The 13,278-nt window shown below is 61.0% G+C and carries 10 protein-coding genes; 3 read left to right on the top strand and 7 right to left on the bottom strand.

Going from position 1 to position 13,278, the window contains the following annotated elements:
- Positions 1-148: 148 nt before the first annotated feature.
- From GVL04_RS07110 to GVL04_RS07080, 7 genes are read right to left on the bottom strand one after another with little or no spacing between them, the layout of a single operon-like run.
- Entirely contained in the window at positions 149-1,501 is a 1,353-nt protein-coding gene (locus tag GVL04_RS07110) for a diaminopimelate decarboxylase (RefSeq protein WP_159701703.1), read from the bottom strand.
- Positions 1,498-2,610, bottom strand: coding sequence for a mandelate racemase/muconate lactonizing enzyme family protein (locus GVL04_RS07105; protein ID WP_159701700.1), 1,113 nt, complete (start codon positions 2,608-2,610; stop codon positions 1,498-1,500). Before GVL04_RS07105 ends, GVL04_RS07110 begins: the two co-directional genes overlap by 4 nt.
- A 17-nt stretch (positions 2,611-2,627) precedes the next feature.
- Complete coding sequence (locus GVL04_RS07100) at positions 2,628-2,966, bottom strand: hypothetical protein (protein ID WP_159701697.1); 339 nt, start codon at positions 2,964-2,966, stop codon at positions 2,628-2,630.
- Complete coding sequence (locus GVL04_RS07095) at positions 2,963-4,978, bottom strand: S9 family peptidase (RefSeq protein WP_159701694.1); 2,016 nt, start codon at positions 4,976-4,978, stop codon at positions 2,963-2,965. The genes GVL04_RS07100 and GVL04_RS07095 overlap by 4 nt, the downstream gene beginning before the upstream one ends.
- Positions 4,975-5,964, bottom strand: coding sequence for an ABC transporter ATP-binding protein (locus tag GVL04_RS07090; RefSeq protein WP_159701691.1), 990 nt, complete (start codon positions 5,962-5,964; stop codon positions 4,975-4,977). The genes GVL04_RS07095 and GVL04_RS07090 overlap by 4 nt, the downstream gene beginning before the upstream one ends.
- Positions 5,961-7,949 (bottom strand): dipeptide/oligopeptide/nickel ABC transporter permease/ATP-binding protein, encoded by a 1,989-nt coding sequence (locus GVL04_RS07085; protein WP_200846774.1) that lies wholly within the window; start codon positions 7,947-7,949, stop codon positions 5,961-5,963. Before GVL04_RS07085 ends, GVL04_RS07090 begins: the two co-directional genes overlap by 4 nt.
- A gap of 3 nt (positions 7,950-7,952) precedes the next feature.
- Positions 7,953-8,936 (bottom strand): ABC transporter permease, encoded by a 984-nt coding sequence (locus GVL04_RS07080; RefSeq protein WP_200846773.1) that lies wholly within the window; start codon positions 8,934-8,936, stop codon positions 7,953-7,955.
- Positions 8,937-9,189: 253 nt separating this feature from the next.
- On the opposite strand from GVL04_RS07080, the gene GVL04_RS07075 reads away from it, so the two are divergent.
- The 3 genes from GVL04_RS07075 (at position 9,190) to GVL04_RS07065 (ending at position 13,195) form a co-directional block, all read left to right on the top strand.
- Complete coding sequence (locus tag GVL04_RS07075) at positions 9,190-10,578, top strand: serine hydrolase (RefSeq protein ID WP_159701688.1); 1,389 nt, start codon at positions 9,190-9,192, stop codon at positions 10,576-10,578.
- Entirely contained in the window at positions 10,575-11,471 is an 897-nt protein-coding gene (locus GVL04_RS07070; protein WP_159701685.1) for a serine hydrolase, read from the top strand. The genes GVL04_RS07075 and GVL04_RS07070 overlap by 4 nt, the downstream gene beginning before the upstream one ends.
- Positions 11,472-11,590: 119 nt before the next feature.
- On the top strand, positions 11,591-13,195 hold the full coding sequence (locus GVL04_RS07065; protein WP_200846772.1) for an ABC transporter substrate-binding protein: 1,605 nt from the start codon (positions 11,591-11,593) through the stop codon (positions 13,193-13,195).
- Positions 13,196-13,278 lie beyond the last annotated feature (83 nt).

Raw genomic sequence — 13,278 nt, 5'->3', positions numbered from 1 at the left:
GGTGGCAATCGAGGCAGTTGGAAACCGGCAGCTGCTGCAGCTGGCAAAGCATCAGCTGTCCACTATAGATGGAGCCACCGCCGGGTTCTGGGGGTCTTCACGTATCTACGCATGGAACCTCCGGAACCCGGCTACCGTCTTCGTCGAATTAGGGCAGGACAGCCGGAACCGGAAGCTGGCTTGCCCCCGAGCGCTCCAACAAGTCCGCGATGGTCTGGGGCAGGCGAAGCGTGGTGAAGCGCACCGTTCCGTCTGCTTCAACGGTTGCTCCATAGACGCCGGGCTCAGGCAGAGAGTTGTAGCTGAACGGTGTTGAGAAGTAGTAGGAACCAGTGTCCAACAACGTCACGATGTCTCCTTGCTCGAGAACAGGCAGGAGCCGGTTCTTCGCCACGAGATCACCCGCGAAACAGCAAGGTCCGGCAACATCCTGGGGGACCAGGACGCCGCCCTTGATCCCTCCGTAGCCGTCATGTGCGACAACGCGAACAGGCCAGACCTCGGGTAGGAAGACCGTGCGCATCGCCACCTGCGCCCCTGCATGGGTCACGGCGATCTGTTGGCCGCCGGCTTCCTTGGTGTATTCCACGTGCGCCGCGATGAACCCGAACTTGGCCATAATTGTGCGGCCAAACTCTGTAACTATGGAATATCGACCGCTGAACAGTGCTGGCACCTCGTGCCGCAACGCTTCGACGTAGGACCCGAACGGGGAAATCAGGTCATCTGTTTCGAAGTCGACCGGTAGTCCGCCGCCGATGTCGATGGTCGAGATCCGATCCCGCCCCGCAACGGTATTGACTTCATCCGCGAACTCAACAACACGTGAAATGCCCTCTGTAATCAATGACAAAGGGCAACCCTGTGAACCGACATGGGCATGCACACTGGTAAGCCACGGATACTGCCTGTAGGCGTTGAGCAGGCGAGAACGGTTACCCTCATCGTTCAACGCAATTCCGAATTTGGACGTTGCGCCAGCCGTGCTCATGGCTTCGATGCCACCGACTCCGACCTGCGGATTGATGCGCACGCCAATGGTTGATGCTGAGGGAGAATGCTCCAGGATTTGGGAGATTCGATCCAGTTCCTGGAAGTTGTCGGCGTTGATTGCAACGCCAAGGGACAAAGCTTGACGAAGTTCCCTTACGGTTTTGGCGGGCGAATCGAACACGATCCGTGCAGGAGGGAAACCGGCAGCCAGAGCTTGGGCAAGTTCGCCTTCGCTGGCCACTTCGCAGCCCATCTCCAGGTCCTTCAGCGCTGCCAGCGCTGGGACGAGACAATTGGCTTTCGCTGCAAAGGCGTGCAGAACATCAGGGATGTCGGAGAATTCACGGTGGAGTGCGGCCACGTTCTCAGCAACGCCGTCCAAATCAATGAAGGCGGCAACGAGGGCATCTTCCGGATGCAGCAGCCCTTGGGAGACTGCGGCCCTCAGAATTGCTTCGCGCCGATCAGCTGCAGCACTGGCTGGAACATTTCCCTTTCCCTGGTTCATGCTGAAACCTCGCATTCGGTGATGGTGAGTTCGGCCAGCACATCCACATCTACGTCCACGCCCAGACCCGGTTTTTCTGTTATGTGGACGTCCGGAATCACGTACTTCAAATCGCCAGGCTCTTTGGCGAACTTCAGTGGGCCGGAGAGTTCAGTGGACACGATATTCGGATGGCTCAGCGCCAAATGGAAGCCTGCGGAAGAGGCAATGCTGGTCTCCAACATTGAACCGATCTGGACCTTGAGCCCTCCTAATTCGGCTTGCGTTGCCAGACGATGGCACGGGGTGATGCCGCCGCTCTTCATCAGCTTGAGGTTAACCATGTCCACGGAGCGGTCCCGGACGAAGTGGGCAAGATCTTGGGCGTCCACCACCGCTTCGTCGGCCATCAGCCGCATCCCGGTGTCTTGGCGCACCAAACGGAAGCCGTCGATGTCATCGGCGATGATAGGTTGTTCCACCCAGTCGATATCAAATGGTTCCAATGCGCGGATCATGCTGCGTGCCGTGGCTGGGTCCACCCAACCTTGGTTGGCATCCACACGGATGCCCAGATCATTCCCGATGGCAGCACGAACAGCCCGTACTCGCTCGACGTCCTGCCCATCTCCGCCGCCGAGTTTCATTTTGAGATGGCGGTAGCCCTGGCTTTTAGCGTCGATAGCCTGCTCCGCGAGAACTTCCGGGGCCAGAATACTCATCACGCGGGCGATTGTAGGCGGTTCGGGCCGACGCCCCCCCAGCAATGAGTAGACAGGGCGCCCCGCGGCTTTCCCTGCGAGGTCCCAACAGGCGATGTCGATTGCTGCTTTGGCGGCGCCACAACCCTTAAGGACCGTGTTGAGACGCTGGTGAATGGCGGTGATGTCCTGCGGATCCATACCGAGAACGGCGGGCACCAGTTCCGTTTTGAGCGCTTCGACCACGCCAGTTGGTGTCTCGCCGGTAATGTGACCGTCAGGCACGCTTTCGCCGTACCCGACCAGCCCGCCGTCGGTTTCCAGGGTAAGCATCACGCTGGGCATCGACATGTAGGACGCGTAGGACACCACGAAGGGTTCCAAAAGTGGAAGGTCGATCAAGCTAATTGTGGCGCGAGAGATTTTCAAGTGTGGCTTCCTATCCACTAGTGAGGGGCGGTGTGCTGAATAACGGCCGAACGCTTCCGCATGACGAGGTCACGCGGAGCGGGCGGCCAAGATGCAGAGCTGAAGTATGGCGGCAACCCTGTCTTCGGATCGTCGAGGTCAAGAACGCCCACGATGGCAAGGCGACGAAGACTGTTTCGGAAAGTATTCGGGTGGATGTAAAAGGCGGACGTGAAGTCACCGAATGCATGCAGCCATGTGCGCAGAGTGTTCACCAGGTTGGGGTTTTGCTTCTCGTCGTAAGCGTAGAGACCAGAGAACTGGCCCGTGGCTGTCGTCGATAACGCGGCCAAGGCTGGCGCGGGCAGGCTTGTCATCCATTCAACCCCACCCCAATGGCGGGGCGGGAAGGCAACCCCGCTAGCCCGGAGCCCACACCATTGGCGTGTTCCTCCACCCACTCGACGATGCGGCGATTGAAGTCGATCCGGTGTGAAGGCTGCCCTACATCCGTGAAGAGGTGGGAGCCGCCGGGATATAGAACCAGACGGCTCACCGCACCACTTTCGCGCAAGGCGGCATGCCACTGCATTGCCTGGCCAACAGGACACCGCACATCGTCCGCGCCGTGGAGAATGAGCGTCGGCGTTGTCACCTGTTCCACCATGGAGAGCGGAGACATTGCCTCGTACCCCTGGTGATCGCGCAGCGCCGGGGCGCCCAGTTCACGGTCGCTGAGGAATTGCCCACTGTCGGAGGTTCCGGCAAAGCTCCGGAGATCACTGACAACCCCGCCGGCCACTGCAGCTGCGAATCTTTGGTCGCGGCTGGTCAGATAGCAGGTCATGAATCCCCCGTAGCTGTACCCAGTCACGGCAAGTCGGTCCGGGTCTGCCACACCCTCGGCCACAAGCTGGTCCAGGGGCTCAAGGAAATCCGGGGCGTCCGCGATGCCCCACCGACCGACGGCGGCCTTGTAGAACTCCTCGCCGTAACCATCGCTGCCGCGGACATTGAGCAACAGCACGGTCCACCCCCGTGCGGCCAGTTCCTGGTGATAGAGGTTCACTTCGTCAGCTGCACTGTTCCATGCGTTATGTGGTCCGCCGTGAATGTCCAACAAAAGGGACTGGGGTCCTGCACTATCCGGGTCACGGATCATCCACCCCTGCACAACGGTGCCATCCGAGATGGTAAAGCCGCGCTCCAGTCGCGGGAAGAACTCCGTATCCGCGACATTCGATCCATGGTGGGTCCAAACCCTGGAGGTGCCGTCGGCAAGATCCACGCTCACGATCTCGCCAAAGGAAGTAGGTGTCCTCAGGACTGTGACGGCCGTGTTGCCTGCGACTGACAACTCTGAGACAACCAGCCCCTCACCCCGTAGGATCGGGCGGGGCTCGCCGCCGTCGAGGTCTACCTCATAGAGGTGTGTGCAGCCGCGGTCCCTAATGCAGAAAATAAGCGCGTTGCCGTCATGGTTTAGCTGCGGCGGCGCCCCGGGATAGGCCGGAGCCCCGGCCATGACGTTGCGGTCCAGTGCCCCAGCGAGATTTCTGGCGGGACTCCCATCCAAGGGAAGCCGGACCAAGTGTGCGTGGCCAACCGGGCGGCTGGTCACCACGAAGAGGGCGTCCCCATCGGCGCTCCATTCAATAGCGCTGACCACCTGGTCGGTGGGTCCTACCCGAGTCGGCATTGCGTCTGGAACGTTGACGGCGATGATGTGGGCCGGAGCAGCCAAGCTGGCATCATTGTCTGCTGCTGGGCCGGCGGCAAAGGCCAAATAGCTGCCATCGGGCGACCACTGCGGGTCGCGGGCATGCCAATCGCCATGAGTGAGCTGGATACATTTCCCGGTGGCCAGTTCAAAGACGTGGAGCTGCCGCTTCATGGTTCCCAACAGACCAAGGCCGTCAGACTGGTAGTCCCTGCCGTCTGTCACCACCGGCGCATCGGTGCTGTACACAGAGGCGTGTGCGGCCACGTCTCCGGTGGCAAGCCCAGGGACGAAGGCAGCGAATGCGAGTTTGGTCCCGTCGGGGCTCCACGTCGGTTTACCGGCTCCCGGTGGTAGGCTGCTGAGGCGCTTCACGTGTTCATCCGCGAGGGTCATGATGCAGAGGTGGATCTGGCCCCCTGACTCACGCAGAAACGAAAGGTGCGCTCCATCGGGCGACCATGCCGGAGCCGAATCGGCGTTGCTAAACGTGAGTTGCCGAGCGGATCTGCCCGCAGTTTCAACCGACCAGATGTTGCGTTCGGTGCTGTCCGTGACGTCGTCGAGAGTCCGCAGCACGTAAGCAACGCGCTGACCGTCGGGAGAGAGAGCGGGCTGCTCGGGGATCGCAAGGTCCAGCAGATCGTCTATGCGTAACCTCCGGGTCACAGCAGTCCCACCCTTCCGGAGATCGTTAAGTCATTGGCGAAGTGGCATGCTGCGGCCTGTCGATGTCCCTCGGGCTGGGGGTCCACTTCCCGGCAGACGTCGCGGTCTGGAAGCACGAGTGGCCCCATCGGGCAACGCAGATGGTATCGGCATCCGCTGGGGGGGTGATGCGGGTCCGCTGGCTCGGCATCGTTGACGGCTTGTACCGCCGGGTCGATGTCAGCCGGGGTGAGGCTGGGACTGCCCTGGCTGGGCACAGCTGCCAGCAAATCCTTGGTGTACGGGTGCTGTGGGTCAGAAAGGATCTGTTCTGCCGGACCTTGTTCGACGATCCTGCCCAGATACATCACTGCGATGGCGTCGGCCACGTACCGCACTACCGCGAGGTTGTGCGAAATGAACAACATGGACAGGTTGAGGTCCCGTTGCAGGTCCCGCACCAAGTTCAGGACAGTCCCTTGAACAGACACGTCCAGGGCTGAGGTAATTTCATCCGCGATGATGACCTTCGGCTGTCCCGCCAAAGCGCGGGCCAAGGCGACTCGTTGTAGCTGGCCTCCTGACATCTGTCCGGGGTAGCTGAAGGCACGCTGGGGATCCAAGCCCACCAATCCGAGAAGTCGTTGGACCTCGGAGCGCCGGCTTGCGGTACCTCCCCTGCCCGCACGCGGGATGCCTTCAGCTATGGAGTCACCAATGCTCATACGCGGGTTCAGTGAAGAGTGCGGGTCCTGGAAGACCATCTGAAGGGGCCGGTGCTCGCCCCGTTTTGGCCGCAGTGGCTGGCCATTGAACAAGATTTGCCCGCCGGACAAGGGCGTAAGGCCTGCCGCAGCCCGGGCCAGCGTGGATTTCCCGGAACCGGATTCGCCCACCAGGCCAACCACTTGTCCCTTTGGCACGATGAGGTCAACGCCGTCCACGGCAGTCATCCCGCGGCGACCACCGAACCGTACCGATACCTGCTCGAAGCGAAGTTCGCTCATGATGCCTCTCCTTGCAGTGCCGCAGCATGTAGTTTGAGTTCGATCGGAACCCGTTCGGAGCCTGTTCCGCGGGAAGGGTGCCAACAGGCCACCCGATGCCCATCATCCCGCTGGAGGAGTTCCGGATCCTCGCGTGTGCAATGCTCGTCGGCCTTCGGACAGCGGGAAGCGAACGCGCAGCCTGCCGGTATTCGGGACGGGTCCGCAGGGCGCCCCGGGACCACGGCCAGAGGACGGTCCCGATCCGTTTCCATGTCCGGGACTGCTGCCAGCAGTGCCTGTGTATAGGGGTGCATTGCCCTCTCCGCCAGCTCTGTTGCCGGAAGGTCCTCCACGATGCGTCCGGCATACATGACCAGGACACGCTCGCAGACCTGCCCCACCAGGGTGAGGTCATGGCTGATCAAGAGGATCGCTACGTTGTCCTGCTCCTTGATGGCTGACAGCAGCCGCAGGACCTGTTGCTGGACTGTCACGTCCAATGCGGTGGTGGGCTCGTCGGCCACAATCAGGGCAGGGCTTCCCATGATCCCCATCCCGATCATGGCCCGTTGCCGCATGCCACCGGAGAATTCATGGGGGTACTGCCGCAGGCGTCGTTCCGCGGCCGGCACCCTGACTGCCCGCAGACGGTCCGCCGCGCGGGCCAGCGCTTGGCGGCGGTTCATTCCCAAATGCCGCTGTGCCACTTCAGCGAGCTGTGCGCCAATCCGCATGGTGGGGTTGAACGATTTCATGGGGTCTTGGAACACCATCGCGAAGGAAGTGCCGAGTGTCTGACGTTGGGCCCTGGAGGGGCTGGACAGTTGGTCTTGGCCGAGGAACTCAAGGCGTGACGCACTGACGCTTCCCGGGTACTCCACGAGCTGCGCCAAGGCCAGGGCGGTCTGTGTCTTGCCGGAACCCGACTCCCCCACAACACCCACTGCCTCCCCCCGTGCCAGGCTGAAGCTGACGCCGCGGACGGGGGTGATGGGTCCGGCAGGCCCGGGGAAACTCACGAAGAGGTCGTTGACGGTCAGCACGGGGTCGCCGTCCGAGCTTGATGTTGAAAGCTCGACGTCGGTGGACGGTGCCACTGTTTTCGGCCGGTGTATGTGCTGGGTTGCAGCGCCCTTGCCGGAAATCGGAGTTGGTGTGCCGAGCGTCTTGGCAACGGCTTCACCGAACAGATTGAATGCCAGCCCCGCGACGACCACTGCCAGCCCAGGGGCGAGCGCCGCCATGGGGTGCAGGTAGATGTCATTCAGCCCCTCGTTAAGGAGTCGTCCCCAGTCGTAGGCCGGCGGTTGGACCCCCAGCCCTAGGAATGACAATCCTGCGAAGGCCAGCAGAGATCCGCCCGCCCCGATGGTTGCTGTGACCACCAGTGGTTCGGCGATGTTGGGGAGAATGTGGCGAAGCAGACGCCGAACCCTGCCCACCCCGGCCAGCTTCGCCGCCGCAATGTAGTCTCGCTCTGACTGCGCAGCTACCAGGGTCTGGGTCAACCTTGCAAAGGAAGGAGCCGTAGCCAAGCCAATGGCCAGCACTGCGCCAGTCTGGCCGACTCCGAAGATCACTGCAAAGAACATGGCCAACAGCAACCCGGGGAACGCGACAGCGATGTTGACAAAGGCCGTGACCAGCCTGCCGATACGCCGGCTCAACAATGATGGGACCGTACCGAGTACCAAGCCGGCCGCCACTCCGATTCCTGTTGCCGCCAAGGCGAGCTTAACTGAGAGCCCGGTGGCCACCAGCAGCCGGTAGAACAAGTCGCGGCCCAGGCTGTCAGTACCTATGAGGTGCTCGGGTGATGGTCCCTGAAGGATGGCCTTGGTGTTGATTTCCTCTGCCTGACCGGTCCATAGAATCGGGGCGACCACGGCCATGGCCAGCACCATGAAGAGCATGGCAGCGGAAACGGCGCCAACAGGCGTCTTCAGGGCCGCCAACCATCGGGCCGCCATTCCTGATGCGGTTACCGTCTTTGAAGTACGCATGAATCAGCCCTCTTTAATCGTTGAACGTGGATCGAGCATTCCCAGTGCTACGTCCACCAAAAGATTCACCAGCAGCACGCCAACCCCGTACACCAGCACCACACCCTGAACAACCGGGTAGTCCTTGGCGAGTATGGAGGCGACGATGGTGCTGCCCAGGCCAGGCCAGGCGAAGACGTTTTCGACGAGGACAGTGCCTGCCACCATAGCGCTGAGCATCAGGCCACCGATTGTCAGCGTGGCCGTCAGCGCGTTCGGCAATGCATGGCGGAAGTAGATAATCCAGCCCGGCAGTCGCTTGGCGCGCGCGGTCCGTACGTACTCAGCGCTGAGAACTGAGAGCATTTCCACCCTCACAATCCGGGACAACATGGCGGCTGAGCCTAAGGCCATGGAAACCACGGGAAGGACATACGAACTGGCATCGGAGCGACCGGCCACGGGGAACCAGCCCAGTTGGACCGCAAAGAAGAACACCAGGCCGACGGCCAGAAGGAATTCTGGTATGGCGGCCACCACAATGGAGGTGGACGTGAAGGCCAGTTCGGTTCGCCGCCGTCGTCCACCTCGGGTCAGGACGCCCATAAGGGCTCCGACCGGAACTGAGATCAGGACAGCTAGCAGGAATGCAAGGCCGGCCATTTCAAAAGTGGCAGGAAATCGGTCGCCGATTACTTGCGCTACCGGCAGGTCTGATGTCATTGAAATGCCAAGGTTCCCGCCCAGCAAACCTTGAAGGTAGTGGACGTATTGAAGCCACAGGGGATCGTTGAGGCCCAGCGCCTCCCGGCGCGCCTCAACCAAGGCGCCTGGAGCTGACGAGCCCAGCGCCGCCCTGACCGGATCGCCGGGAATCAGGTGGATCATGAGGAATGACGCCGTGACCAGCACCCAGAGGGAAACAACCAGACGCCCAATCCTTCGCGCCACAAAGCCGGTCCATGGACTGTCTGTTGCATCCGCGACGACACGTGTTGCAATACTCAAAGTTATTTACTCCTGCTTCTTGAGAGATCTCACTGGACCTCCACGAGACCGGCGTCTCTATTATCTGACTCAGACACGCCCTGATCCTTTGTTCGTTTTGATCACTTATTGAGTCGGGCATGGTCGTATCGGACAATTGCTGACGGGCTGACAAGCGGCAAGGGCCGGCTTTGTCGATTCGGACCACGATTGGCTATCAAGGTCGTCCTGATCTACAAAATTCGACACCCTTCCCGCGCCGTACCATTGGCGCATGACGAACTTAAACGAACTCCGCACGTGGCTGGAAGGCCGCCTTCCTTCACTACTGGCCGAGCATCAGGTTCCCGGCGCAGCGGTAGCAATTTCCGTCAACGGCGAGGTGATCGACACCGCGGCCGGGGTACTCAGCAAGAACACCGGCGTCGAGGCAACTGCCGATTCCCTGTTCCAAGTGGGTTCCATCACCAAGCTGTGGACTGCGACTTTGATCATGCAGTTGGTGGACGAGGGAACATTGGACCTGGACGCGCCTGTACGGCGTTATCTGCCCAAATTCCGTCTCGAGGACGAGTCTGCTGCGGCCGTTATCACCACCCGTCAGTTATTGAGCCACACTGCTGGCTTCGAAGGTGACATCCTTACTGACACTGGCAAGGGTGACGACGCCGTCGCCAAACTGGTGGATCTCCTGGGGGACGTTCCGCAACTGTTCGCGCCGGGCGAGATGTTTTCATACAACAATGCGGGATATGTCGTGCTGGGCAGGTTGGTGGAGGTGCTGCGCGGCAAGCCATATGACGAGTGCATGCGGGAGTATCTGTTCACTCCGCTTCAGCTGACCCACGCGGCCAACGGGCCCTACGAAGCGATTCTCTTCCGCACTGCTGTAGGCCACATCGTGAACGAAGACGGCGGCGAGCCGGAGCCCAGCCCCATCTGGGCACTGAGTCGATCGAACGCCCCCGTTGGCTCGATGCTCAATATGCGGCCCCGCGACCTTCTCAAATTTGCGCAGATGCACATGGATTCGGGGCGTGGGCCGGCCGGTCAACAGATTCTCGGCGCCGGGTCGGCAGCGGCAATGCTGGAACCGCAGGTGCAGCTCCCGGGGCTGGGGTGGATGGGCGCGGCCTGGGGACTCGGCTTCTCGCTCTTTGATTACGACGGTGGCCCTGTAGTCGGTCACGACGGCGGAACCATCGGCCAGACAGCCTTTCTGCGGATTTGCCCGGAGCAGGACGTTTCGATTGCGCTCTTCTGTAATGGAGGAGAACCCCTCCCGGTCTTCACTGAAATCGCAGCCCGTGCGCTTGGGGAGTTTGCCGGTATCACGTTGCCGGAACTCCCCACTCCGGCCGACTCACCCGCACGCGTTGACGCTTCGCGGTACGTTGGCGAGTATTCCTCCCGCGTTGGCAGCGTGGTCGTGAGTCAGGACGCCGAGGGGCGGATTTGGTTGGAGAAGACACCTAAGGGGGTCTACGCGGAGGTCGGGGACAGGCCCGAGAGGATTGAATTGGTGGCCACGGAAGGAGACACTCTATTGCCGGCACAAAAACAATTCGGCTTGCACATGCCGCATGTCTTTGTCGGTGATGATGGCCAGGGCCGGGCGTTGTTCGTCCACACGGGCCGAGCCGATCGTCGGGTCAACGCATGAGCCTAGGATCTGGGCAGCTTGCCGAAATCTTCGCTTCAGCAGGGGCCACGGGCTCCGTCCATGCACGGGAGATCGGAGTAGTTGATGGTCCAGAGGTTTCGTTGAACCCCGACGGGCCAGTAGTACTGGCCTCCGTCTTTAAGGTGCCGTTCGCCGTTGCCTATTCGCGGGAGGTTTCAGCAGGCCGTTTGGAAGAAACAGATCGTACTACCGTGACCTCCCGATACCGGGTGGGAGGTTTGGGAACTGCGGGTTGTGCCGACGACGTCGAAATGAGCTGGCGGGATCTTGCAAAGTTCATGATGACGATGAGCGATAACGCTGCGACAGACGTCCTCTTCCACCGGATAGGGCAGGCCGCTGTCGACGCCGTATTGGATGACCTGAATCTCAAGCACACCCGGATTGTCGGCTGCGGTGAGGACATGGATGTTCAGATGGCGGCCGACCTAGGCGTTGACCCTGGCACGGGGCCCGACGTCGAAGCCATGCTGGGAGCGGCAACTCCCGAGCAGATTTGGTCGATGGGGATATTGGATCCCGCAAGGACTCCTTCTTCCACACCACGGGACATCGTCACCCTGCTGGACGCCATCTGGACCGACACAGCCGGAAGTCCTGAGGTGTGCGAGCGGGTGCGTTCGATGATGGCCCAACAAATCTGGCGGCACCGGATGGCGACCGGTTTCGATGGCAATATTGTGGTCGCAGGCAAGACCGGCACACTTCCCGCTATCCGCAACGAGGTCGGTGTGGTGACGTACCCTGACGACCGCCAATACGCCGTCGCTGTCTTTACCAAGGCCGATACGCTGGCAAACCCGCAGCCGGCAATTGATGCCTCGATCGGCAAGGCGGCCCGCTTGGCCGTTGATCTGCTTCGCGGCGACTAACTTGGCCGGTAGCGCCTGGATCCGGCCGCGGGCCCATGGTTCTACCCACCAAACCTTGATCCGCAGACTTGTCGATTTAGCCAATGGCGCGGATCACAAATGCCGAAAGAATGACACTCATGAACACACAAGGCATGATCAAGGCGGCTTTAAGCGCCTTCACTGTCGGTGCGCTATCACTAACGATGGCCGCCTGCTCCGGCTCTGCACCCAAGACAGATAGCAACGAGCTGGCGAACGGCAAAACGTTTACATTGAGGCTGAGTGTGGACCCCGGGTCCTTGGACCCACTGTTCGCCTCGAATTCCGTAACCCAGCAAACCGCCAGGTTCCTCTACGACACCCTCGTAAATTTTGATCCGGACGGCAATGTGGTGGCCGGCTTGGCGCAAAGCTGGCAAGGCACCACTACTGAGGCCACCTTCACCTTGCGCAAGAATGTCACATGCTCCGACGGTACTGCGCTGACGCCCGAAATTGTGGCGGCAAATATCAACTTCGTCGGTGACCCCAGCAACAACTCCACACGGACGGGCATTTCAGTAGCTCCCGGGGCTACCGCCACGGCAGACAGTGAAAAAGGAACTGTCACGGTGACAACACCTTCGCCGGAACCCTTCCTGATCCGAAATGTGGGCAATATGCCTATCGTTTGCGCGGCCGGTACCAAAGACCGAAGCCTGCTCGCACAAGGCGCCGACGGCACCGGCATGTACACGCTCACCGAGGTGGCCTCGGGTGACCATTACACCCTCACCCGGCGCAAGGACTATGCCTGGGGTCCAGGCGATTGGAAGACCGATCAGGAGGGCCTGCCGGACAAAGTCGTCCTCAAGGTTGTCTCCAACGAGACAACAGCAGCGAACCTGCTGTTGTCCGGAGAAGTGAATGCAGCCACAATTGTCGGGCCCGACAAACAGAGGCTCCAAGCCAAGAAGGCATTCCAACGTGATTTGGTGACAGCGCTGGGCCAAATCTGGTTCAACCAGAAACCGGGGCTGCCCGGCGCGGATGAAAAAGTGCGGCGTGCCTTAACGCAGGCGCTGAAGCTAGACGAACTCGGGCAGGTAGTAACGAGCGGCGCCGGTAAGCCCGCCACGGGTCTCATTGCACCTGTTCTCAGCCCCTGCAAGCAGGACACTCTCACTGGCAACCTCCCCGAGCATGACATCGACGCCGCAAAGGCCACCCTGGATTCGGCCGGCTGGAAGGTTGGCGCGAATGGCGTTCGGAGCAAGGACGGGACTCCGCTGAAGATTGAGTTCTTCTACCCCAGCACCATGGGGCCGACCTTCGCCGCCGGCGCCGAGCTGATCAAGGACGTTTGGTCCGGGATCGGTGTTGACGTTCTCCTCAGGCCAGTTACAGATGCAGAGGGCAGTTCACTCATCCTCGGTGGACAGGGCGGATGGAACGCCGCTTTCGTTCCTATCGGTGTGTCCCTGCCCAACGAGCTTGTACCCCTCGTGTCCGGCCCAACCCCGCCCAACGGCAGCAATTTTGCCTTCCTCAACAACGCCGGTTATCTGGAAAACGTCCAAAAGGCCGTCGGCGCCACTGAAGAAGCTGGCTGTGAGCATTGGGCAGCGGCCGAAAAGAGCCTCTTTGAGCACGTCGATATAGTGCCCTTCGTCAACTCGGCGACTCCCACCTTCGCAGAAGGCGCCACCTTCGAACTGTCGGACGGCCAACTGGCCCCAGCTTCGGTCCGTATGCTCCGATAGCCGTTTCGCTCCTTGAATGCTCCGTCCGGCCGCTGGCTGGGCGGAGCATTCTTATTCAGCCGTAGTCCTCTAGAACAATAAAA

The organism is Arthrobacter sp. 18067 (assembly GCF_902706295.1).
In the GTDB taxonomy this organism is placed as follows: Bacteria; Actinomycetota; Actinomycetes; order Actinomycetales; family Micrococcaceae; genus Arthrobacter.
The sequence above is the reverse complement of the archived record's forward strand: the minus strand, read 5'-3'. Positions and strand labels throughout refer to the sequence as shown.